Annotated in this window: 20 protein-coding genes; 18 read left to right on the top strand and 2 right to left on the bottom strand. The window is 70.2% G+C overall.

The window, feature by feature from the left end; genetic code table 11:
• Nucleotides 1-56 precede the first annotated feature (56 nt).
• From DLJ58_RS17405 to DLJ58_RS17335, 15 genes are all read left to right on the top strand, one after another.
• Complete coding sequence (locus DLJ58_RS17405) at nt 57-422, top strand: NADH-quinone oxidoreductase subunit A (RefSeq protein ID WP_007454588.1); 366 nt, start codon at nt 57-59, stop codon at nt 420-422.
• A gap of 14 nt (nt 423-436) precedes the next feature.
• Entirely contained in the window at nt 437-1,114 is a 678-nt protein-coding gene (locus tag DLJ58_RS17400; protein ID WP_030486262.1) for a NuoB/complex I 20 kDa subunit family protein, read from the top strand.
• On the top strand, nt 1,111-1,848 hold the full coding sequence (locus tag DLJ58_RS17395; RefSeq protein WP_124857714.1) for an NADH-quinone oxidoreductase subunit C: 738 nt from the start codon (nt 1,111-1,113) through the stop codon (nt 1,846-1,848). The genes DLJ58_RS17400 and DLJ58_RS17395 overlap by 4 nt, the downstream gene beginning before the upstream one ends.
• Complete coding sequence (locus DLJ58_RS17390; protein WP_124857712.1) at nt 1,845-3,170, top strand: NADH-quinone oxidoreductase subunit D; 1,326 nt, start codon at nt 1,845-1,847, stop codon at nt 3,168-3,170. Before DLJ58_RS17395 ends, DLJ58_RS17390 begins: the two co-directional genes overlap by 4 nt.
• 52 nt (nt 3,171-3,222) lie before the next feature.
• The gene (nuoE, locus tag DLJ58_RS17385; protein ID WP_124857710.1) at nt 3,223-4,422 is read left to right on the top strand and encodes an NADH-quinone oxidoreductase subunit NuoE; all 1,200 of its coding nucleotides are present in this window, start codon (nt 3,223-3,225) and stop codon (nt 4,420-4,422) included.
• Nucleotides 4,419-5,735 (top strand): NADH-quinone oxidoreductase subunit NuoF, encoded by a 1,317-nt coding sequence (gene nuoF / locus DLJ58_RS17380; RefSeq protein ID WP_112585688.1) that lies wholly within the window; start codon nt 4,419-4,421, stop codon nt 5,733-5,735. The genes nuoE and nuoF overlap by 4 nt, the downstream gene beginning before the upstream one ends.
• Nucleotides 5,736-5,790: 55 nt before the next feature.
• Nucleotides 5,791-8,298 (top strand): NADH-quinone oxidoreductase subunit G, encoded by a 2,508-nt coding sequence (locus tag DLJ58_RS17375; protein WP_124857708.1) that lies wholly within the window; start codon nt 5,791-5,793, stop codon nt 8,296-8,298.
• A gap of 61 nt (nt 8,299-8,359) precedes the next feature.
• Nucleotides 8,360-9,712 carry an NADH-quinone oxidoreductase subunit NuoH gene (nuoH, locus tag DLJ58_RS17370; protein ID WP_124857706.1) on the top strand — a complete coding sequence of 451 codons (1,353 nt, stop codon included), beginning with the start codon at nt 8,360-8,362 and terminating at the stop codon, nt 9,710-9,712.
• A gap of 1 nt (nt 9,713) precedes the next feature.
• Nucleotides 9,714-10,355: an NADH-quinone oxidoreductase subunit NuoI gene (gene nuoI, locus DLJ58_RS17365; protein WP_124857704.1), complete on the top strand. Its 642-nt coding sequence runs from the start codon at nt 9,714-9,716 to the stop codon at nt 10,353-10,355.
• On the top strand, nt 10,352-11,122 hold the full coding sequence (locus tag DLJ58_RS17360) for an NADH-quinone oxidoreductase subunit J (RefSeq protein WP_124857702.1): 771 nt from the start codon (nt 10,352-10,354) through the stop codon (nt 11,120-11,122). The genes nuoI and DLJ58_RS17360 overlap by 4 nt, the downstream gene beginning before the upstream one ends.
• Nucleotides 11,122-11,439, top strand: a complete 318-nt coding sequence (gene nuoK, locus DLJ58_RS17355) for an NADH-quinone oxidoreductase subunit NuoK (RefSeq protein ID WP_112638712.1) — start codon at nt 11,122-11,124, stop codon at nt 11,437-11,439. Before DLJ58_RS17360 ends, nuoK begins: the two co-directional genes overlap by 1 nt.
• A 12-nt stretch (nt 11,440-11,451) precedes the next feature.
• Entirely contained in the window at nt 11,452-13,377 is a 1,926-nt protein-coding gene (gene nuoL, locus DLJ58_RS17350) for an NADH-quinone oxidoreductase subunit L (RefSeq protein WP_124857700.1), read from the top strand.
• A 64-nt stretch (nt 13,378-13,441) separates the two neighbouring features.
• Complete coding sequence (locus DLJ58_RS17345; RefSeq protein ID WP_124857698.1) at nt 13,442-14,977, top strand: NADH-quinone oxidoreductase subunit M; 1,536 nt, start codon at nt 13,442-13,444, stop codon at nt 14,975-14,977.
• A 55-nt stretch (nt 14,978-15,032) separates the two neighbouring features.
• Entirely contained in the window at nt 15,033-16,586 is a 1,554-nt protein-coding gene (gene nuoN / locus DLJ58_RS17340) for an NADH-quinone oxidoreductase subunit NuoN (protein ID WP_124857696.1), read from the top strand.
• A 90-nt stretch (nt 16,587-16,676) separates the two neighbouring features.
• A complete protein-coding gene (locus tag DLJ58_RS17335) occupies nt 16,677-17,762 on the top strand; it encodes a polyprenyl synthetase family protein (RefSeq protein ID WP_124857695.1) in 1,086 nt (361 codons plus the stop codon).
• Here the strand turns inward: DLJ58_RS17335 and DLJ58_RS17330 are convergent.
• Nucleotides 17,738-18,967: an MFS transporter gene (locus DLJ58_RS17330; RefSeq protein WP_124857693.1), complete on the bottom strand. Its 1,230-nt coding sequence runs from the start codon at nt 18,965-18,967 to the stop codon at nt 17,738-17,740. The genes DLJ58_RS17335 and DLJ58_RS17330 overlap by 25 nt on opposite strands.
• A 154-nt stretch (nt 18,968-19,121) precedes the next feature.
• Here DLJ58_RS17330 and DLJ58_RS17325 point away from each other — a divergent pair, with 154 nt between their 5' ends.
• A complete protein-coding gene (locus DLJ58_RS17325) occupies nt 19,122-19,904 on the top strand; it encodes an IclR family transcriptional regulator (protein WP_091395539.1) in 783 nt (260 codons plus the stop codon).
• A gap of 100 nt (nt 19,905-20,004) precedes the next feature.
• On the opposite strand, the gene DLJ58_RS17320 is transcribed toward DLJ58_RS17325, so the two are convergent.
• Nucleotides 20,005-22,131, bottom strand: a complete 2,127-nt coding sequence (locus tag DLJ58_RS17320; RefSeq protein ID WP_124857691.1) for a PhoX family protein — start codon at nt 22,129-22,131, stop codon at nt 20,005-20,007.
• Between the two features lie 249 nt (nt 22,132-22,380).
• On the opposite strand from DLJ58_RS17320, the gene DLJ58_RS17315 reads away from it, so the two are divergent.
• Nucleotides 22,381-22,875 carry a sigma-70 family RNA polymerase sigma factor gene (locus tag DLJ58_RS17315; RefSeq protein ID WP_231393341.1) on the top strand — a complete coding sequence of 165 codons (495 nt, stop codon included), beginning with the start codon at nt 22,381-22,383 and terminating at the stop codon, nt 22,873-22,875.
• Nucleotides 22,872-23,588: an anti-sigma factor family protein gene (locus DLJ58_RS17310; RefSeq protein WP_124857689.1), complete on the top strand. Its 717-nt coding sequence runs from the start codon at nt 22,872-22,874 to the stop codon at nt 23,586-23,588. Before DLJ58_RS17315 ends, DLJ58_RS17310 begins: the two co-directional genes overlap by 4 nt.
• Nucleotides 23,589-23,590 lie beyond the last annotated feature (2 nt).

Genomic DNA, 23,590 nt, shown 5'->3' with positions numbered 1-23,590 from the left:
AATAGTGTGATTTTCGTCAAGCACCGAGGGCAGGGAAGGACGAGCAGGAGAAAACGATGTCGCTCTCGCCTTACGCACCGATCATCGGGCTGTTCGCCCTCGCCGCGGCGTTCTCGCTGTTTTCCGTCGGCGCCGCCCGCTTCGCCGGTCCCCGTCGTTACAACAAGGCCAAACTCGAGGCTTACGAGTGCGGCATCGAGCCCAGCCCGCAGCCGGTCGGCGGCGGGCGGTTCCCGATCAAGTTCTACCTGACGGCGATGCTCTTCATCGTCTTCGACATCGAGATCATCTTCCTCTACCCCTGGGCGGTCTCGTTCGACGCTCTGCCGATCTTCGGCTTCGTGGAGATGGTCCTGTTCATCGTCGCGGTCTTCGTTGCGTACGCCTACGTGTGGCGGCGCGGCGGCCTGGACTGGGACTGAGGAAGGAACGTCAGATGGGCATCGAGGAGAAGCTTCCCGCCGGCGTCCTGCTCACCTCGGTGGAGAAGCTGGTCAACTGGTCTCGGAAGTCGTCCGTGTGGGGCGCCACCTTCGGCCTGGCCTGCTGCGCCATCGAGATGATGGCCGCCGGTGGTCCGCACTACGACATGGGCCGCTGGGGCATGGAGGTCTTCCGGGCGTCGCCCCGGCAGGCCGACCTGATGATCGTGGCCGGCCGGGTGAGTCAGAAGATGGCCCCGGTGCTGCGCCAGATCTACGACCAGATGGCCGAGCCGCGCTGGGTGCTCTCGATGGGCGTCTGCGCCAGCAGCGGCGGCATGTTCAACAACTACGCGATCGTGCAGGGCGTCGACCACGTCGTGCCGGTCGACATGTACCTGCCCGGCTGTCCGCCTCGGCCGGAGATGCTCATCGACGCGATCCTCAAGCTCCGCGAGAAGATCATGTATGAGCCGCTGGGCCCGAACGGCCGCAAGATGCTGGCGGCCCGCCAGGAGCGCGGCGACGTTCCGGTCGTGCCCTACGGCTCGATGCCCTCCTCGTACCGCAGCGACAAGGCCCGGCGCGCCGAGTGGACCCGGGCGGTCCGCGAGGGCCGCGAGGAGCAGCTGCGCATCGAGAACTGGATGAACGCTCAGAACCACCTCCACCCGCAGGCAGGCCCGAAATGACGTCACCCACCGACAAGCCAAACGACGGCGGAGTGCCGGTCCCGGTGACGCCGGTCGGCGCCAGCAGCACCGCCCCGGCCGAGTACCCGCCGGCCAGCCCGGCGGGTCGCGGGATGTTCGGCAACCAGGGCACCGGCGACGTGTCCGGCTACGGCGGCCTGGTCCGCCAGCGCCAGCCCATCGAGGAGGCGTCCCGGCCGTACGGGGGCTACTTCGACGAGGTCCGCGACGCGCTGGAGGAGGCGTACCCGGCCTTCAACGACGCGATCGAGAAGGTCGTGGTCGACCGGGGTGAGCTGACCCTGCACGTACGCCCGGAGCGGATCGCCGAGGTCTGCCAGGTGATGCGGGACGACCTGGCGCTGCGGTTCGAGCTGTGCTCCTCCGTGTCCGGTGCGGACTACCTGGGCGCCGACGAGCGCCGGTTGCACGTGGTGTACCTGCTCACCTCGATGACGTACCGGCGGCGGGTCCGGCTGGAGGCCGCGGTCTCCGTCGAGGCCCCGCACCTGCCCAGCGTGACCGCCATCTACCCGACGGCGGACTGGCAGGAGCGCGAGGCGTACGACATGTTCGGCATCGTCTTCGACGGCCACCCCAACCTGACCCGGATCCTCATGCCGGACGACTGGGAGGGTCACCCGCAGCGCAAGGACTACCCACTCGGCGGCGTGCCCGTCGAGTACAAGGGCGCGGAGATCCAGCCGCCGAGCGAGCGGAGGTCGTACCAGTGACGACGTCGAACTACGCCAGCGAGCACGAGACCGACGAGGGTCGGGTCTTCACCGTCACCGGTGGGGACTGGGACACCATCGTCTCGGGCACCGACCCGATCAACGACGAGCGGATCGTCGTCAACATGGGTCCGCAGCACCCGTCCACGCACGGGGTGCTGCGGCTGATCCTGGAGCTGGAGGGCGAGACGGTCCGCGAGGCCCGCTCCGTCATCGGCTACCTGCACACCGGCATCGAGAAGAACCTCGAATACCGCAACTGGGTTCAGGGCTCGACGTTCGTGACCCGGATGGACTACCTCGCCCCGATCTTCAACGAGACGGCGTACGCCCTCGCGGTGGAGAAGCTGCTCGGCATCACCGACGACATCACCGAGCGGGCCACCACCATCCGGGTGCTGATGATGGAGCTCAACCGGATCTCGTCGCACCTGGTCTGGCTGGCCACCACCGGCATGGAGCTGGGCGCGATCTCGATCATGCTGTACGGCTTCCGCGAGCGGGAGTACATCCTCGACATCTTCGAGACCATCACCGGCCTGCGGATGAACCACGCGTACGTCCGGCCGGGCGGGGTGGCGCAGGACGTGCCGGACGACGCGGTCCGCAAGATCCGCGAGTTCCTCAAGATGATGCCGAAGAAGCTCAAGGAGTACGAGGACCTCCTCTCCGGCCAGCCGATCTGGACCGAGCGGACGAAGGGCGTCGCGGTGCTGGACGTCACCGGCTGCGTGGCCCTCGGCATCACCGGCCCGGTGCTGCGCTCCGCCGGCCTCGCCTGGGACCTGCGCAAGACCATGCCGTACTGCGGCTACGAGACGTACGAGTTCGACGTGCCGACCCATCCCGACGGTGACGTGTGGGGTCGCTACCAGGTCCGGCTCGCCGAGATCCGGGAGTCGATGAAGCTGGTCGAGCAGGCGCTGGACCGGCTCAAGCCGGGTCCGGTGATGGTCGCCGACCGCAAGATCGCCTGGCCGGCCCAGTTGGCCATCGGCGTGGACGGCATGGGCAACTCCCTGGAGCACGTCGCGAAGATCATGGGTCAGTCGATGGAATCGCTGATCCACCACTTCAAGCTGGTGACCGAGGGCTTCCGGGTTCCGCCCGGCCAGGTGTACGTCGCCATCGAGGCACCCCGCGGCGAGCTGGGCGTGCACGCGGTGTCCGACGGTGGCACCCGGCCTTACCGGGTGCACTACCGGGAGCCCAGCTTCGTCAACCTGCAGGCCCTCCCGGCGATGGCCGAGGGCGGCCTGATCGCCGACGTGATCGCCGGCGGCGCCTCGTTGGACCCGGTCATGGGGGGTTGTGACCGGTGAGCGCGAGGAGTGAGCTTGCGAGCCCCGCAGTCGCGAACGGAAGGCGGCTCTGATGAGTGTTGTTTTCAGTGACGAGACCCGGGAGCGGGCGCGCGAGATCATCGCCCGTTACCCGGCGGACCGGTCCCGTTCGGCGCTGCTGCCGCTGCTGCACCTGGTGCAGGCCGAAGAGGGGTACGTCTCCCCGTCCGGGGTCGCCTTCTGCGCCGAGGTGCTCGGGCTGAACAAGGCCCAGGTCGGCGCGGTGGCCACCTTCTACACGATGTACAAGCGCAAGCCGACCGGCGACTTCCTGGTCAGCGTCTGCACCAACACCATGTGCAACGTGCTCGGTGGCCAGGAGGTCTACGACACCCTCGCCGAGCACCTGGGCGTCGGGCACGACGAGACCACCGCCGACGGCACGATCACGCTGGAGCACGCCGAGTGCCTGGCGGCGTGCGACTACGGGCCGGTGATGACCGTCAACTACGACTTCTTCGACGGCGTGGACGCGTCCACAGCGGTCGGTGTCGTGGACGAGCTGCGGGCGGGCGGGCGGCCGATGCCGACCCGCGGCGCCCGGCTCTGCACGCTCAAGGAGATGGCGGTGCAGCTCGCCGGCTTCGCCGACGAGCGGGACGGCGCAGTCGCCGACGGCGGGCCGGGCGAGCCCACCCTGCGTGGGCTGCGGCTGGCCCAGCAGCACGGCGTCTCGGTGCCGGGCTTCGACCCCAACACCCCGATCCGGAGCAAGGCCGAGGCCGACAAGGCCGCCGCCGAGGCGAAGGCGAAGGCGGAGGCCGCCAAGCCGGCGCCCGTCGAGGCCAGCACGGCGCCGGTCAAGGGTGGCGACGGGGCGTCCGCTCCGACGGGGGCGGCCGGGGTCGCCGGGCCGGCGAAGCCGGCAGAGGCCACCGGGCCGGCGAAGCCGGCAGAGGCCAGTGGCAGCACCACGCGGGACGTCAAGGCACCGGACGACAAGTCGCCGCAGGTGCGTACCGCCGAGACCCGGCAGCCGGACGCGGACACGGCAGTGCCGGACGCCCCTGGCACGAAGGTCCCGACGGACCGCACCGGCACCGCGCCCGAGGCTGGCGACGCGCGGTCGGCCGAGGCCGCCGGCGTGGCGGCCAACGCGCCGGCCGGCGACGGCAAGCCCGCCGGCGACGAGGCCGGGGCGCAGGAGCGCAACCTCACCGAAGCGAAGGCTGGGACGGACGCCGACGGCGCCGGACCGGCGGACGCGAACGAAACGGGGGCCCAGAAGTGACCACTCCCCGCCCGGAGACGCTGGCCAAGCTGACGCCGGTGCTGACCAAGCGCTGGCTGTCGCCGGACGCCTGGCGCATCGGCACGTACGAGCAGTTGGACGGCTACGCCGCGCTGCGCAAGGCGCTCAAGGCGCACCCGGACGACCTGATCCAGCTGATCAAGGATTCCGGGCTGCGGGGCCGAGGCGGTGCCGGCTTCCCCACCGGTCTCAAGTGGGGCTTCATTCCGCAGGGCGACGGCAAGCCGCACTACCTGGTGGTCAACGCCGACGAGGGCGAGCCGGGCACCTGCAAGGACCTGCCGCTGATGACCCACGACCCGCACGCGCTGGTCGAGGGCGTCATCATCGCGTCGTACGCGATCCGGGCCGCCCGCGCCTACATCTACATCCGGGGCGAGGCGGTGCACGCCGCGCGTCGGCTGCGCAACGCGGTCCAGGAGGCGTACGACAAGGGTTACCTGGGCCGGAACATCCTGCGCAGTGGCTACGACCTGGAGCTGGTGGTGCACTCCGGCGCCGGGGCGTACATCTGCGGCGAGGAGACGGCGCTGCTGGACTCGCTGGAGGGGTTCCGGGGCCAGCCGCGGCTGCGCCCGCCGTTCCCGGCCACCCACGGCCTGTACGCGAGCCCGACGGTGGTGAACAACGTCGGCACCATCGCCAGCGTGCCGCCGATCGTGCTTGGTGGGGCCGACTGGTGGAAGAGCATGGGCACCGAGAAGTCCTCCGGGCCGATGATCTACTCGCTCTCCGGCCGGGTCGCCAACCCGGGCCAGTACGAGTGCTCGATGGGTGTCACGCTGCGCGAGCTGCTGGAACTGGCCGGTGGCATGCAGCCCGGCCACAACCTGCGATTCTGGACCCCGGGTGGCTCGTCCACCCCGCTGCTCGCCGCCGAGCACCTGGACGTGCCACTGGACTTCGAGGGGGTGGCGGCGGCCGGCTCGATCCTCGGCACCACGGCCACCCAGATCTTCTCCGACCAGGACTGCCCGGTCTACGCGACGTACCGGTGGCTGGAGTTCTACCACCACGAGTCGTGCGGCAAGTGCACCCCGTGCCGTGAGGGCAACTACTGGATGGTCCGGGTCTACCGGCGGATCCTCGCCGGCCAGGGCACCCACGAGGACCTGGACACCCTGCTGGACACCTGCGACAACATCCTCGGCCGCTCGTTCTGCGGTCTGGGTGACGGCGCGACCAGCTCGGTGACCTCCTCGCTGCAGTACTTCAAGCAGGACTACCTCGACTACATCGAGGGTCGGACCGCACCCAAGCTGTCGGAGAAGACCCTGGTAGGGGCGCACTGATGAGCGCGAGGAATGAGCTTGCGAGTCCCGCAGTCGCGAATGGAAGGCGACTCTGATGACCGACGTAGCCAAGCAGACCGAGACCGTCACCCTCACCATCGACGGCGTCGAGGTCACCGCCCCCAAGGGGACGCTGCTGATCCGGGTCGCCGAGCAGATGGGCACCGAGATCCCCCGGTTCTGCGACCACCCGCTGCTGGCCCCGGCCGGCGCGTGCCGGCAGTGCCTGGTCGAGGTGGAGGGCCAGCGCAAGCCGGTGGCCTCCTGCACCCAGACCGTCGCCGACGGCATGGTCGTGCGTACCCAGATCACCTCCCCGGTGGCCAAGAAGGCGCAGGAGGGGGTGATGGAGCTGCTGCTGCTCAACCACCCGCTGGACTGCCCGATGTGTGACAAGGGCGGCGAGTGCCCGCTCCAGAACCAGGCGATGTCCACCGGCCGCACCGACTCGCGCTTCCACGAGCACAAGCGGGAGTACGAGAAGCCGATGGCGATCAGCAGCCAGGTGCTGCTGGACCGCGAGCGTTGCGTGCTCTGCCAGCGGTGCACCCGGTTCTCCGAGGAGATCGCCGGCGACAAGTTCATCGACCTGATGGGCCGGTCGTCCGCCGAGGAGATCAACATCTACCGGGACGACGCGTACGGCGAGGAGGGCGACGCGGGGGATGTCCCGTTCAACTCCTACTTCTCCGGCAACACCGTGCAGATCTGCCCGGTGGGCGCGCTGACCGGTGCCCAGTACCGCTTCCGCGCCCGCCCGTTCGACCTGGTCTCCAGCCCGAGCGTCTGCGAGCACTGCTCGGCCGGCTGCGGGCAGCGCACCGACTGGCGGCGTGGCAAGGTGCTGCGCCGGCTGGCCGGCGACGAGCCGGCGGTGAACGAGGAGTGGAACTGCGACAAGGGTCGCTGGGGCTTCCAGTACACCCGGGCCGCCGACCGGCTGACCACTCCGCTGGTTCGCGACGAGCACACCGGTGAGCTGCGCGAGGCGTCCTGGAGTGAGGCGCTCACCGTCGCCGCCGAAGGGCTGCACATCGCTCGGGAGGGCGGGCAGGGCACTGCGGTGCTCACCGGCGGTCGGCTGACCGTCGAGGACGCGTACGCCTACGCCAAGTTCGCCCGGGTCGCGTTGAACACCAACGACATCGACTTCCGGGCCCGCCCGGTCTCCCGCGAGGAGGCCGACTTCCTGGCCAGCTCGGTCGCCGGGGTCACCGACGTCACCTACACCGACGTGGAGAACGCGCCGGCGGTGGTGCTGGTGGGCCTGGAGCCCGAGGAGGAGTGCCCGATCCTCTTCCTGCGGCTGCGCAAGGCGTACCTGAAGAAGACCCTGACGGTGTACGCGCTGGCGCCCTTCGCCACCCGCGGCCTGGAGAAGCTCGGTGCCAAGCTGGCCCGGGTGGTGCCGGGCGAGGAGGCCAGCGTGCTCGCTGAGCACGCCACGGTCAGCGAGGCGCTGAGCGCACCGGGCGCGATCCTGATTGTCGGCGAGCGGTTGGCCACCGTGCCGGGTGGGCTCTCCGCCGCGGCCGACGTGGCCCGGCGTACCGGCGCGAAGCTGGCCTGGGTGCCGCGGCGCGCGGGTGACCGCGGCGCTGTCGACGCGGGCTGCCTGCCCAACCTGCTCCCCGGTGGACGCCTGGTCACCGAGCCGGCCGCCCGGGCCGAGCTGGGTGAGGCGTGGGACATCCCGGCCGGGGTGATCCCGAGCCAGGCCGGTCGGGACACCGACGGCATCCTGACGGCGGCCGCCAACGGGCAGCTCGGCGCGCTGGTCGTCGGCGGTGTCGACCCGGCCGACCTGGCCGACCCGCGACTGGCCGAGTCCGCACTGGACGCGGTGCCGTTCCTGGTCAGCCTCGAGCTGCGCGCCAGCGCGGTGACCCGGCGGGCGAACGTGGTGCTGCCGGTCGCCCCGGTGGCCGAGAAGGCCGGAAGCTTCCTGGACTGGGAGGGCCGGCTGCGTCCGTTCGAGGCGGTGCTGAACACCGCCGCGATGACCGACGGTCGGGTGCTCGACGCGCTGGCCGCGCTGCTCGACGTAAGCCTCGGCACGGCCGACGTGCTGAGCGTGCGCCGTGAGCTGGGCACGCTGCCGGCGACGCGGATGTCCCGGCCGGCCGCGCCGTCGGTCGCACCGGGCCGGGTGCCGCAGCCGAACGCCGGGGAGGCCGTGCTGTCCACCTGGCACCAGCTGGTGGACCTCGGCACCCTGACCGAGGGCGACGAAAACCTCGCCGGGACCGCCCGTCCGCCGGTGGTCCGGCTGGGTAAGGGCACCGCCGAGGCGCTCGGTGTGGTCGACGGTGACGCGGTCACGGTCGGCACCGACCGGGGGGCGCTGACCCTGCCGGCGGAACTCACCGAGATGCCGGACGGCGTGGTCTGGCTGCCGACCAACTCACCCGGCTCGACCGTGCGGCGCAGCCTCGGGGCGACGTCCGGCGCGGTCGTCCGGATCTCCGTCCCCGCACCGAGTACGGCCATCCCGGCCGGACGCGTGGCGGCCGACGAGACCGGTCTCCCGGGTCCGCTCCTCAACTCCGGGGGTAACCAGTGAGTGCGAGGAGTGAACGAGCGCAGCGAGTGAGCCCCGCAGTCGCGAACGAAAGGTGGGCACAGTGAGTCCCTCCTACCTCGCCCAGGATCCGACGTTGGCCGACTTCGGCCGGGATCCGTGGTGGCTGGTTCTCGGCAAGATTGTCTTCGCGTTCGCCTTCGGTCTGCTGGCCACCCTGCTCGGCGTCTGGTTCGAACGGCGCGTGGTCGGTTACATGCAGGTGCGGCCCGGCCCCAACCAGGTCGGCCCGTTCGGCCTGCTGCAGACCCTCGCCGACGGCCTGAAGATGGCCTTCAAGGAGGACATCCTCCCGAAGGCGGCCGACAAGGTCGTCTACTTCTTCGCTCCGACCATCTCGGTGATCTGCGCGGTCACCGCCCTGTCGGTGATCCCGTTCGGCCCGATGGTGAGCATCTTCGGTCACCAGACGCCGTTGCAGGTCACCGACGTGCCGGTGGCGGTGCTGCTGCTGCTCGCCTGCTCGTCGATGGGCGTCTACGGCATCGTGCTGGGCGGCTGGGCCTCCGGCTCGACGTACCCGCTGCTGGGTGGTCTCCGGTCGAGCGCCCAGATGATCTCCTACGAGGTCGCCATGGGGCTCAGCATCGTGGCGGTCTTCATGACCGCCGGCACGATGAGCACCAGCGGGATCGTCGCCGCTCAGGGCGACGGCACCCAGCTGACCGTCTTCGGCCAGACCATCCCGGCACCGGGCTGGTACGCGATCCTGCTGCTGCCGAGCTTCATCATCTTCTTCATCGCCACTGTGGGTGAGACCAACCGGGCGCCGTTCGACCTGCCCGAGGCCGAGTCCGAGCTGGTCGCCGGCTTCATGACGGAATACAGCTCGCTGAAGTTCGCGCTCTTCATGCTCAGCGAGTACGTCGCGATGGTGACCATGTCCGCGGTCACCACCACGCTGTTCCTGGGCGGTTGGCGAGCGCCCTGGCCGATCACCATCTGGGAGGGCGCCAACTCCGGTTGGTGGCCGATGCTCTGGTTCTTCGGCAAGGTGATCGCCCTGGTCTTCGTCTTCGTGTGGTTGCGTGGCACGCTGCCCCGGCTGCGGTACGACCAGTTCATGCGGCTCGGCTGGAAGGTGCTGCTGCCGATCAACCTGGCCTGGATCCTGGTCCTGTCGGGCCTGCGCTCCATCGAGGACTGGGACACCCGCGGCAAGATGATCGCCGTCGGCATCCCGGCCGGCATCCTGCTGATCGCCACGATCTTCTGGCCCAGCCGGCGCCCGAAGCCGAAGCCGACGACGCAGGAACAGGTCGACAACCGGCCGCACGGGAGCTTCCCGCTGCCACCGATGGATCTTCAGGTACCACCGAGCCCGCGCATCACGCGCGTGGTCGCCGAGCGGGAGCCGGCCAACATCGTTGCCGGCTCGGACTCCAGGGAGGTGTGACGTGGGCGCGATCACCGGAACGTTCAAGGGATTCGGTGTCACCTTCTCGCACATGTTCAGGAAGGTCGTCACGACCGACTACCCGTTCAAGCCGCCGGTGTCGGCGCCGCGCTACCACGGGCGGCACATCCTCAACCGGCACCCGGACGGCCTGGAGAAGTGCATCGGCTGCGAGCTGTGCGCCTGGGCCTGCCCGGCGGACGCGATCTACGTCGAGGGTGGCGACAACACCGACGAGCAGCGCTTCTCGCCGGGTGAGCGGTACGCCAGCATCTACCAGATCAACTACGCCCGCTGCATCTTCTGCGGGTTGTGCATCGAGGCCTGCCCGACCCGGTCGCTCACCATGAGCAACGAGTACGAGTTGGCCCGGGACAACCGGCAGGACCTGATCTTCACCAAGGAGCAGTTGCTCGCGCCGTTGCTGGAGGGCATGGAGCAGCCTCCGCACCCGATGCGGCTGGGTGACAGCGAGAAGGACTACTACGTCGGCGCGCTGGACAACCCGGGCACCTCCGCCGGTGCGGAGACGTCCCCGATGGGCCCCGGCCGCTACCAGGTCGAGGAGCACCCCGGCGTGACGTTCCCGGGCGCCGAGCAGGCCGCCCAGCGCGTCGCGGCCGGCGAGGGAGAGAAAGCATGACCACGTCTACGGTGCTCGCCGCGGCGGGTTCGGTCGCCACCGGCGAGGCGGTCACCTTCTGGATCCTCGCCCCGCTCGCGCTCATCGGCGCGATCGGGATGGTGGCCGCGCGCAACGCCGTGCACTCGGCGCTGTGGCTGGTGCTCACCATGCTCTGCCTGGGCGTGTTCTACGTCCTCCAGGCCGGTCCGTTCATCGGCATGGTGCAGATCATCGTCTACACCGGCGCGATCATGATGCTCTTCCTCTTCGTGCTGATGCTGGTTGGCCGCGACTCCACGGACTCGCTGATCGAGACGCTGCGCGGTCAGCGGGTCGCCGCGATCGTGCTCGGCCTTGGCTTCGCCGGCCTGGTCGGCACCGGGCTCTATCAGGCGCTGGACCGGACCAACACGGTCGGTCTGGAGCAGGTCAACGCCGAGGGGAACGTGCAGGGCATCGCCCGGCTGCTGTTCACCAAGTACGTCTTCGCGTTCGAGCTGACCTCGGCGCTGCTGATCACCGCGGCGGTCGGTGCCATGGTGCTGGCCCACGTCGAGCGGCGTAAGAAGGACAAGATCGACCAGGTGTCGACCATGAAGGCGCGCTTCGCCCCGGGCAACTACCCCGGCCCGAAGCCGGGTCCCGGCGTCTTCGCGACCTCCTCCTCGGTGGCCACCCCGGCCCGGCTGCCCGACGGTCGCCTGACCGACCGCAGCACCCCGGCGATCCTTCCGCAGCGCGAGCTGACCGCCGAGGAGACCTCGCTGAAGGGGACGGACAAGTAATGGAATCGTTCTTCTCGGTCGAGCCGACCTACTACCTCGTGCTCGCCGCGGTGCTGTTCACCATCGGCGCCGCCGGGGTGCTGGTCCGGCGCAACGCGCTCGTGCTGTTCATGTGCGTGGAGCTGATGCTCAACGCGGCCAACCTGACGCTGGTCACCTTCAGCCGGATCAACGGTGACCTCAACGGCCAGATCATGGCGTTCTTCGTGATGGTGGTGGCGGCGGCCGAGGTCGTGGTCGGGCTCGCGATCATCATGTCCATCTTCCGGACGCGACGCTCGGCGAGTGTCGACGACGCCAACCTGCTCAAGTACTAGAGGGGTCCACCGGTGGAAGAGACTGTGGAATACGCCCAGGCCACGGGGCTGCTTGGGGGCGTCTGGCTGCTGGTGGCGATCCCGCTGGTCAGCGCGGCCATCCTGCTGCTGCTCGGCCGCCGGGCCGACCGCTGGGGGCACTGGTTGGGCGTCGCCGCCATCGGCGCCGCGTTCGTGCTCGGCCTGAGCTTCTTCTTCCAGCTGCGTGGCCTGGAGAACAAGTCGGTCGAGCTGAGCCTCTGGGACTTCATCGCTGTCGGTGATCTGCGCGTCGACTTCGGCCTGCTCTTCGATCCGCTGGCCGCGGTCTTCGTACTGCTGATCACCGGGGTGGGTTTCCTGATCCACCTGTACGCGGTGGAGTACATGTCGCACGACGCGGGCCGTCGTCGGTTCTTCGCGTACTTCAACCTGTTCGTCGCGGCGATGCTGCTGCTGGTGCTCGGCAACAACTACGTGATGCTGTACTTCGGCTGGGAGGGCGTCGGTCTGGCGTCGTACCTGCTGATCTCCTTCTGGACCGAGCGGCCGAGCGCGGCCACCGCCGGCAAGAAGGCGTTCCTGATGAACCGGGTCGGCGACGCCGGCCTGGCCATCGGCATCTTCATCATGTTCGCCACCCTGGGCACCACCCAGTACGACGAGGTGTTCAACGGTGTCGGCGCGCTGACCGGCACCACAGTGCTGGTCCTCGGCCTGTTGCTGCTGCTCGGTGCGGCCGGCAAGTCCGGCCAGTTCCCGCTCCAGGCGTGGTTGCCGGACGCGATGGAGGGCCCCACCCCGGTGTCGGCGCTCATCCACGCCGCCACCATGGTCACCGCGGGCGTCTACCTGATCGCCCGGTCCAACCCGATCTTCTCGGCCAACTCGACGCTGCAACTCGTGGTGGTCAGCGTCGGCGCACTCACCCTGCTGATCGGCTGCATCATCGGTGCGGCCAAGGACGACATCAAGCGGGTGCTCGCCTGGTCGACGGTGAGCCAGATCGGCTACATGTTCCTCGGTGTCGGCCTCGGCGGCGCGGCGTACGCGCTGGCCATCGTGCACCTGCTGGCGCACGGCTTCTTCAAGGCCAACATGTTCCTGGGCGCCGGCTCGGTCATGCACGGAATGAAGGACCAGGTCGACATCCGCCGCTTCGGTGGGCTGTCCAAGTACATGAAGATCACCTGGTTGACCTTCATGATGGGCTGGCTGGCCATCATCGGCATGTTCCCTTTCTCCGGCTTCTTCTCCAAGGAGCCGATCATCGTGGCCGCCTTCGAGCGGGAGGACTGGACCGCCTGGCTCTTCGGCGGTGCGGCACTGCTCGGTGCCGGGCTCACCGCGTTCTACATGACGCGGCTGTTCGTGCTCACGTTCCACGGGCCGCAGCGGTGGACCGAGGACATCGAGCACCCGCACGAGTCGCCGAAGCTGATGACCATTCCGCTGATCCTGCTGGCGGTCGGGTCGGTCGGCGCCGGCTTCCTGCTCGCCACGTCCGTTCCGGACTGGCTGACGGAGACCGCCGGGCTGGGTGGCGAGCAGGCGGAGCACGCGGCGGTCCTCTCGCACACCGTGATCACGATCCTGTCGCTGCTGGTCACGGTGCTCGGTGCCGGCCTCGCCTGGTTCCTGTTCCGGGCCGGCACCGCCACCGCGCCGCAGCCGGCCGGGGTGCTGGTCACCGCCGCCCGGCGCAACCTCTACACCGACACGGTCAACGAGGCGGTCTTCGAGAAGCCGGGCATCTTCCTCACCCGGGCGCTGGTGTACCTCGACAACCGGGGCATCGACGGGCTCGTCAACGGGCTCGCCGCCGCTGTTGGCGGGGGCTCGGGTCGCCTCCGTCGGATGCAGACCGGCTTTGTCCGCTCGTACGCCACCTCGATCCTGGCCGGTGCGCTGCTGGTGATGGCGGCGTTCCTGGCGGTGCAGGCGGGGTGGTTGGCGTGATCGACCTCTTTCCGGCCGCCCCCGCCGGCGGACCACGCAGTGACGACGGAGGTAAGGCCGCATAATGTCCAACTTCCCGTTCCTCTCGGTGCTCACTGTGGCGCCGCTGGTGGGCGCCCTGGTGGTGGCCTTCCTGCCGCGCCACCGCCCGGAGCTGGCCAAGCAGGTGGCGTTCGCCTGGTCGCTGCTCGTGCTGGTGCTCTCGGTGGTGATGTGGGTCAGCTTCAACGCCGGCGGTGACCGGTTCCAGTTCCGCGAGTCGTACTCCTGGATTCCGAACTGGGGGGTCAGCTTCACCTTCGCCGCCGACGGCATCGCGCTGGTGATGTTGATGCTGATCGCGGTGCTGGTGCCGCTGGTGATCCTGGCGTCGTGGCACGACGCCGAGTCGTCGAAGCGGTCGGTGCCCGTCTACTTCGCACTGCTGCTGGTCCTCGAGTGCACGATGATCGGCGTCTTCGCGGCTGCCGACGTCTTCCTGTTCTACGTGTTCTTCGAGGTCATGCTGGTGCCGATGTACTTCCTCATCGGCAGCTACGGCGGCCACCAGCGGCAGTACGCGGCGGTGAAGTTCTTCCTCTACTCGCTCGTCGGCGGTCTGTTCATGCTGGCTGCGGTGATCGGCCTGTGGGTGGTCGGCGGGAAGACCTTCGACTGGCAGGCGCTCTCGCAGGTCGACATCAGCACCGGCACCGAGCGGTGGCTGTTCCTCGGCTTCTTCCTCGCGTTCGCCATCAAGGCGCCGTTCTTCCCGTTCCACACCTGGTTGCCGGATGCCGGTGGCGCCGCCCCGGCGGGCGCGGCGGCGTTGCTCGTCGGCGTGCTGGACAAGGTCGGCACCTTCGGCATCCTGCGCTACTGCCTGCCGCTGTTCCCCGAGGCGTCGAAGTGGTTCGCGCCGTGGGCGCTGGCCCTGGGCGTGATCGGCATCGTCTACGCCGCGCTGCTGGCGGTCGGCCAGAACGACCTCAAGCGGCTGGTGTCGTACACCTCGATCGCGCACTTCGGCTTCATCGGCGTCGGCATCTTCGCCTTCACCACCCAGGCCGGCACCGGCGCGGTGCTCTACATGCTCAACCACGGGCTGGCCACCGGCCTGCTCTTCCTGGTGGTGGGCATGCTGATCTCCCGGCGTGGTTCGTCGCTGATCAGCGACTTCGGTGGCGCGGGCAAGCTCGTCCCGGTGCTCGCCGGGGTGCTCTTCTTCGCCGGTCTCGCCTCGCTCGCGCTGCCCGGCACGGCGCCGTTCATCTCCGAGTTCCTGGTGCTGATCGGCACCTTCACGGTGAACAAGCCGGTCGCGGTCATCGCCACGCTCGGCATCATCCTGGCCGCCGCGTACGTGCTGTGGATGGTGCAGCGCACCACCCAGGGCACCCTCAACCCGGCGCTGACCGAGGTCGACGGCATGCGCCGGGACCTCAACCTGCGCGAGAAGGTCGTGGTCGCCCCGCTGATCGCGCTGATCGTGCTGCTCGGCTTCTTCCCCAAGCCGGTCACTGACGTGATCAACCCCGCCGTCCAGGCGACCATGGACGACATCGGCAGAACCGACCCGGCGCCGTCCGTGGGCGGCACCGTCCAGGAGGCGCGCCGGTGAGCGCGAGGAGTGCAGCGAAGCGGAGCACCGCAGTCGCGAACGAAAGGTCGGCACCGTGACCGAGTTGAAGCTGCCGTCGATCGACTACGCGGCGATCTCTCCGATCCTGATCATGCTGGGCACGGCGTTGCTCGGCGTGCTGGTCGAGGCCCTGGTGCCTCGTCGCTGGCGGCACGTGGTGCAGTTGACGCTGGCGCTGCTCGCGGTGCTCGCGGCACTGACCATGGTGGTCCTCAGCGCCGATGAGCGGATCATCACCGCGGGCCAGGCGCTCGCGATCGACGGGCCGACGCTCTTCCTCCAGGGCGCGATCCTGGTGCTGGCCGCCATGGCGCTGCTGCTGATCGGTGACCGTTCGGTCGAGCGGGGCGGGGCGTTCGTCGCCCAGGCCGCGGTGACCGCGGAGTCGGCCGACGACCGGCGGCAGGCCGAGGGGCGCAACGGTCTCACCGAGGTCTACCCGCTGACCACGTTCGCGATCGGCGGCATGCTGATCTTCGTGGCGGCGAACGACCTGCTGACCATGTTCATCGCACTCGAGGTCTTCTCCCTGCCGCTCTACCTGCTCTGCGCGCTGGCCCGTCGCCGGCGTCTGCTGAGCCAGGAGGCGGCGATGAAGTACTTCCTGCTCGGCGCCTACGCCTCGGCGTTCTTCCTGTTCGGCGTGGCCCTGATCTACGGCTTCACCGCAGGCATCCCGGGCCGCACGGCCGGCGTCGACTTCGCCACCATCCACGCGGCGGTGGGCGAGTCGCCGGCCAGCCCGGTGCTGCTCTTCGCCGGCATGGCGCTGCTCGCCATCGGTCTGCTCTTCAAGGCCGCGGCGGCCCCGTTCCACGTCTGGACCCCGGACGTCTACCAGGGCGCTCCGACCCCGGTCACCGGGTTCATGGCGGCCTGCACCAAGGTCGCCGCGTTCGGTGCCCTGCTGCGCGTCTTCCAGGTCGCGTTCGCCGACGCCAACTGGGACTTCACGCCGGTCCTCGGCGCGGTGGCGGTGCTGACCATGCTCATCGGCGCGGTGCTCGCGGTCACCCAGACCGACATCAAGCGGCTGCTCGCGTACTCCTCGATCGCCAACGCCGGCTACCTGCTGGTCGGTGTGTTGGCACCGAGCCGCGACGGGCTGGCCGGCACGATGTTCTACCTGGTCGCGTACGGCTTCTCGGTGCTGGCCGCGTTCGCCGTGGTGACGCTGGTACGGGACGACGACGGCGAAGCCACCCACCTGTCCCGCTGGGCCGGGCTGGGCCGACGGTCGCCGTTCTTCGCCGCGCTGTTCACGTTCATCCTGCTGGCCTTCGCCGGTATTCCGCTGACCAGCGGCTTCACCAGCAAGTTCGCCATCTTCGGGCCGGCGCTGGAGGGTGGCCAGGCCTGGCTGGTGATCGCCGGTGTGTTGACCAGCATGATTCTCGCGTTCCCGTACCTGCGGGTCGTGGTGATGATGTGGCTCTCCGAGCCGGGCGAGTCGACCCCGACCGTCACGGTGCCCGGTGGGCTCACCTCCGCCGCGCTGATGATCGGTGTGCTGGCGACTCTGGTGTTGGGTGTCGCCCCGGCGCCGCTGCTCGATCTGGCTACCGGAGCCGCCGAATTCGTTCGATGACCGAAGGATCGATCACCGGGGGTCGGCACGTGTTCACGTGCCGGCCCCCGGTGCGTATCCCCGGGCCGGAGCAGGTCGAACGGGTGTGGCATGGTTGATAGCGTGGTGAAACCGGCGGGCGAGCGTTCAGGTGCCTCCGGCTCCGGCGGTCGTCGGGGTCGGGCGAGCACGAGTCAGTTCGGCGCGCTCGGCCTCAACCTCGCCGATCCTCGTGTCGAGGCGTCCGTGCTGGGTCTTCTGGACACGGTCGAGGTCGAGTTGCGGGCCAGCGTGTCCAGCGCCGACCCGTTCGTCACCGAGGCCGCCCGGCACCTCGTCGAGGCCGGCGGGAAGCGGTTCCGGCCGTTGCTGGTGGCCCTCGGCGCCCAGTTCGGTGACCCGACCGGCGCGCAGGTGGTCCCGGCCGCCGTGGTGATGGAGCTCACGCACCTCGCCACCCTCTACCACGACGACGTGATGGACGAGGCCGCCGTCCGTCGGGGCGCGCCGAGCGCGAACTCCCGGTGGACCAACTCGGTCGCCATCCTGGTCGGCGACTACCTCTTCGCCCGCGCGGCGGACATCGCCGCCGACCTGGGCCCCGAGGCGGTCCGGTTGCAGGCGCGCACCTTCGCCCGGCTGGTGCACGGCCAGATCGCGGAGACGGTGGGGCCGCGCGCCGACGACGATCCGGTGGCCCACTACCTGCACGTGATCGCCGAGAAGACCGGCTCGCTGATCGCCACGTCCGCCCGGTTCGGCGGCATGTTCGGCGGTGCCGCCCCGGAGCACGTGGAGGCCCTCGCCGGGTACGGCGAGACGATCGGCGTCGCCTTCCAACTCTCCGACGACCTGCTGGACATCGCCTCCGAGTCGGTGCAGTCGGGCAAGACCCCCGGCACGGACCTGCGCGAGGGTGTCCCGACGCTGCCAGTGCTCTACGCCCGCGAGGCGGACGACTCCGACGCGTCGTCGGTGCGTCTGCGGGAGATCCTGGCGACCGGCCCGTTGACCGACGACGCGCTGCACGCCGAGGCGTTGGGGCTGCTCCGGGAGAGCCCGGCGCTCAAGCGTGCCCGGGAGACCGTGCGCAGCTACGCCGAGGACGCCCGCGCGCAGCTCGCCCCGCTGCCACCCGGCCCGTCCCGCAGCGCGCTCGAGTCGCTCTGCGACTACATCGCCGACCGCACCAGCTGATCCACGCCCCGGCCCGTTGCGGCGGCGGCGCGGGTCAACAGTCTGCTGCCGACGAGCATGAGAGCGGCGGCGAGCAGCATCGCCACGGCCGCGATGGTCCACATCGCCGGGTAGCCGAGGTGGGCGGCGAGTGGGCCCAGGCTCAGCGGGCCGAGACAGCCGCCCGCGTACACCCCGGTCTGTGTGATCGAGGTGGCGGCGGCCGGTGACTGCGGGTGGAGCCGGACCACCGCGAAGTTCATCAGGCCGGGCCAGGCCCAGCCCAGGCCGAAGCCGAGCACCACGCCGACCACCAACGGCACCGAGCCGGTCAACGCGAGCAGGCCCAGCCCGACCGCGCCGACGAGCAGCATCGCGGCGATGAGGGCGATGTGGCCGGTCTCGCGGCGGTCGGCCAACCAGCCGGCGCCCACCCGAGCCGCCACGCAGACCGCGCTACCCAGGGTCAGGGTGAGGCCGGCGAGGCCCGGCGACAGACCCCGGGCCGCGGCGGAGTCCACCAGGAAGGTGCCGAGCGCGTTGGCCGCGCCCGAGGCCAACGTCGCTGCCGCACCGATCACCACCAGCGCCGCCGTAGCCCGCCCTGCGCGGGTGGCACCGGCCCGCCGGGCCAGGCCGGGCAACTGCCGGGGTACGGCGGCCAGCGTCGTCAGCGCGGCCACGGCGGCGGCCACGAACGCCCACCGCCAGCCGGCGGTGAGCGCGATGGTGGGCACCGCCACCCCGGCCAGCAGGGTGGAGACCGGGATGGCGGCCTGCTTGACACCGAACGACAGCCCCTGCCGCCGGGCCGGCACGTGCTGGGCCAGCGCGGCGTTGCTGGCCAACTGGCCGAGCGCGTTCGCGGCGGCGCTGAGCGCCAGCAGGCCGACCAGCACCGGGTACGACCGGGCGAAGGCGGCCACGGCCAGCATCGACCCGGCGGCCAGCAGGATGCCGCAGCGGGCCACCAGGGCCGGCCCGTACCGCTCGACCAACCGCCCGGAGGGCACCGAGGCTAGCGCGCTGACCCCGAAGTAGACGGAGACGGCCAGGCCCAGGCCGGCCGGCGAGAAGCCGAGGTCCGTGCCCATCTGCACGGCGAGACCACCGAGCAGGAAGACGGGGAGTACGCAGGCAACTGTGGTGACGACTGCGCCGGCGCTGGCCCGGACCGGACGGGGTCCGGCAACGGCCGGATCGGGGGTGTTGGAGGTGTCGGTCATCGTTCGGCAAACCTACGCGAGCCCCGCTCACCGCACTCCTGGTGACCGGCGGGGCACAAGCAGTGGATGGTGATCTGGCATCCTCGACCCGAACAGGCATTTCGCACCGGGCCTGTTTTTCATATGGTGTAAGTCCCCGGCGGCGGAGGTGGTTGTGCGCGACCCCTTGGCAGAACCTTCGGACCTGATTCGCAGCGTGTCCCGAGCGCTACGGGTGCTGGAGTCGGTCGGTCGCGCCCCGAAGGGCCTGACCGTCAAGCAGATCGCCCGGCGCTGCGAGCTGACCGTGGCCACCACCTACCACCTGGTCCGCACCCTCGCCTACGAGGGCTACGTGATCCGTCGCGAGGACGGCACGTACATCGTGGGGTTGGAGGTGGCCGACCGGTACCGGGAGCTGGTGACGGCGTTCCGGGGCCCGCCGGCGGTCGGTGAGACGCTGCGGCGGGCCGCCCTGGACACCGGCTACAGCCACTACCTCGGTCGGTTCGTCGGCGGTCAGGTGGCCCTCACCGCGGTCGCCGAGGGGCACCGCTCGCCCTACCTGGAGGATCTGGTCCCCGGCTTTGACGAGGGGGCGCACGCGACAGCGCTCGGCAAGTCGCTGCTCGCCACCCTCACGACCGACCAGCGCTACCGCTATCTGCGCGAGTACGGCATGCGCCCGTTCACCACCGCCACGCTGACCACCACCGAGAGTTTCGAGGCCGACCTGGCCGCCGGCGACCGGCGCGGCATGCAACTGGAGATGGGGCAGTTCCGCCAGGGGGTGGCCTGCGCCGCGGTGCTCGTCGCGCCGGACAAGGACATGGAACGCCGCGTCGTGCTGGCCTGCGCGTTGCCGGCCAGCGAGATGATGACCTCCGCCCGGGTGGTACGCGCCAAGCTGCTCACCGTGGCCCGCGGCGTGGCCGACGGCATCGCCACCGACAACTGACGCTGAGAGGCCCTCTCCCGGGCTGGGAGAGGGCCTCTCAGGGCGGTCCAGCGCCGGACCGCCGGAGCAACGTCAGCGCCGCTCGGCCGCGGGTGCGGCGTCAGCTGCCCACCGGGCCGCCGTCGAGGCGCCAGGTGACCACCACGCCAGGCTTGGCGTAGTCACCGTCCGGCCAGTTCGAGGCCGGGTTCTCCACCGAGGCCCCGGTGATCTCGCCCGGGTGCTGCACGGCGACGAAGACCGAGCGGTTGTCGCCGGTGATGAACGGGCCGCAGGTCTCCGCGCCGAGCGGCACGGTCAGGAACTGCTTGAGGTGACCCCGCTCCGGACCCTCCACGGCGGTGGCGAACAGGCCGTCGTTGCTGCCCAGCGCATTGCCGTCGGTGGAGATCCAGAGGTTGCCGGAGGCGTCGAAGGCGACGTTGTCCGGGCAGGAGATCGGGGAGACCTTGGTCTTGTCGTACCCGGCGAAGAAGGTCGACGGGTCGGTCGGGTCGCCGCAGACGATCGGCAGCGACCAGGCGAAGGTCTCCGAGGTGTTGTCGTTGCGGTCCTCGACCAGTTCCAGGATCTGCCCGTGCTTGTTGGCGTTGCGGGGGTTGGCCTCGTCCGCCTTCGGGTTGCTGCCGACGCCCCGGTTGGTGTTGTTGGTCAGCGCCACGTACACCTTGCCGGTGAGCAGGCTCGGCTCGACGTCCTCGGGGCGGTCCATCTTGGTCGCGCCGACCTTGTCACCGGCGAGCCGGGTGAAGGTGAGCACGTCCGCGGCGGTCATCCCGTCGACGAACGACCGGTTGCCGCTGACCAGCCTGATCCAGCGGCCCCGACCGTTGAACGCGCCGTCGGCGGGGAGCTTGCCCGAGCCGTCGATCTCGGCGGCGCTGGTCTGGTCGAGCTTCGCCACGTAGAGCGTGCCGGACTCCAGCAGGGTCAGGTTGTGCTTGCGGGCAGCCCAGGAGTTGCCCTTCATGAACTTCTTGTCCGAGACGAACTTGTAGAGGTAGTCGAACCGCTCGTCGTCGCCCATGTACGCGACCACGTGGCCGTCCTTCGCGACGATCACGTTGGCGCCCTCGTGCTTGAACCGGCCCATCGCGGTGTGCTTGCGCGGGCGGCTTTCCGGGTCGAACGGGTCGATCTCGACGACCCAGCCGAACCGGTGTGCCTCGTTGGGGTGCTTCGCCAGGTCGAAGCGCTCGTCCGCGCGCTCCCACTTGCGGCTGCCGCTGGGGTAGCGGGCGGCGGTGCTGATGCCGTACCGGTCCAGCTTCGGCTTCAGCTCGGCCGCGACGGCGTCGGCGCCCACGAAGTACTGGTTGAAGTTCTCCTCGCCGGAGAGCACCGTGCCCCACGGGGTCACGCCACCGGCGCAGTTGTTCAGCGTGCCGACGACAGTGCGGCCCCTGGGGTCGGCGGCCGTCTTCAGCCAGGCCGAGCCGGCGGCCGGGCCGGTCAGGTCGAACTTGGTGCTCAGGGCGGTGACCCGCCGGTTGTACGGCCGAGGGCCCTTGCCGACCGGCTTCCACTGCCCGGTGCCCGCGACCCGCTCAAGCTCCACCACGGACATGCCGTGCGCGGCCATCGCGGTGCGCAGCTGCTCCACGGAGAGCCCGTCCAGGCCGGGGAAGCCCGGGAACATCAGGTCCTCGTTGGTGTACTCGTGGTTGACCACGAGCAGCGCCCGCCTGCCCTGCTTGTCCAGCGGCAGCACGCCCACGAAGTCGTTGTTGTAACCGAACTGCCTGGACTGCGCGGCGGCGGTCTGGTGGTGCAGGTCGAACTCCGGCGCGCCCGGCAGCACCGGGTCACCCCACTTGATCACCACGGCGTGGTCGTAGCCGTTCGGCACGACCAGGGTGTCCAGCTTGTTCGGTGGGATCGGCTTGAAGGTCAGCGCGCCGTTGCCGGCACCGGTGCTGGGACGACCGAACCCGAAGTTTTCCGGAACGTCCGGCGTGGTCGGGGCCGCCATGGCCGGGGCCGCCCCGGCGAGCGCGCCGGCTGCCGCGCCGCCGAAACCGAGCACCAGCGCGCCGACCGCGCCGGCCCGGACCACGCCACGCCGTGACACCTCGGCGTTCACCACGTCACCGAAGTACGCGTTGTCGGAGGTGTTCGGGACCGGGTGGTCACACGCGTTTCCGCACCGGTACAGACAGGTCATGGCATCACGGGTGCCATGGCGGGTGCCGTTCAACAGGGGGAGCAGCCGGGGACGGTCGCTCATGGGGGAGGCCTCCAGAGACGTCGGTTGCACGACAGGCGGCGTACCAGCCGGACGCTAGGAGGACGTGGTGAGCGCTCGTCAGCCGCGATGTGAACCGGGCATGAACACCTTCGTCGGTGGCAACCGACACGCAACCGGTCTGACCTCGGGCTGAACCGATCGGCGTGACCGCACGTATTCCCGAGCGAACGCACCGCCGGACGCGCGCCGGAAGCGAGGGAGACCGCCATCAGCGACCACGACGCCCAACTGCTGCGCGCGCTGCACGACGAGCACGCGGAGGCGCTGTACGCCCATGCCCTGCGGCTGGTCAACGGGGACCGGCAGCGGGCCGAGGACCTGGTGCAGGAGACGCTGTTGCGGGCCTGGCGACATCCGGAGTCACTCGACCCGACGCGCGGATCGGTGCGGTCCTGGCTGTTCACCACCGCCCGCAACCTGGCCATCGACGCCTGGCGGCGGCGCTCCACCCGGGTCGGCGAGGTGTTCACCGACGATCTGCCCGAACCGCCCGAGGCGATCGACGAGGCCGAACGGGCGGTGGAGGCGTGGACCGTCGCCGAGGCGCTGAACCGGCTCAGCCCGACCCACCGGGAGGTGCTGGTCGAGTGCTTCTACCAGGGGCGGTCGGTGGCCGAGGCGGCGTCCCGCCTCGGTGTACCGCCAGGGACCGTGAAATCCCGCACCCACTACGCGCTGCGGTCTCTACGGTTGGTCCTGGCCGAGATGGGGGTGACGGGATGACCCGGTGCGAGTTCGCGTACGACGACGGCGCGTACGTGCTGGGCGCCTTGGCCCCCGCCGAACGGGCTGCCTACGAGCGGCACCTGGGCGGCTGCGCCTCGTGTCGGGAGGCGGTCGCCGAGATCGCCGTCCTGCCCGGGTTGCTCGGGCGCCTCGACCCGGCGGGGTTGGAGCAGATCCTGCCGCCGCCGGCCCCGCCCCGGGTGCCCGCGCTGCTCGACGAGGCCCGCCAGCGCCGTCGTCGGGAACGCGCCGCGGATCGGCGACGGTACGCACTGACCACACTGGCCGCCGCCGGGTTGGCGCTGCTGGTCGGTGTGGGCACCGCCGTGGCGCTGCCTCGACCGGTCGACCGGTCCGGGCCGCCCGGCGCGCAGGGCAACCCGGCACCGCAGGTGTCGATGGTGGCCATGCGACCGGTGGCTGCCGCCGGGCCGGTGCACGCCGACCTCTGGCTGACCGGGACCAAGTGGGGCACCGAGGTGACCATGCGTTGCGGGTACGACGCGCGGACGAGCTACGGCAAGGCGTACCCGTTCCGGCTGGTGGCGCGGGGTCCGAACGGCGCAACCGAGCAGATCGGCTCCTGGCTGGCGGCTCCCGGCGACGACCTCAGGTTTACCGGCGCGACGAGGTTCACCGACGCCGAGTTGGTCAGCGTGGAGCTGCAGAAAGCCGACGGCACGCCCCTCCTCACCTACGCCGTCCCCTAACC

Source organism: Micromonospora arida (genome assembly GCF_003857035.1).
GTDB lineage: Bacteria > Actinomycetota > Actinomycetes > Mycobacteriales > Micromonosporaceae > Micromonospora > Micromonospora arida.
This window is presented reverse-complemented; position numbering and strand designations above follow the sequence as displayed.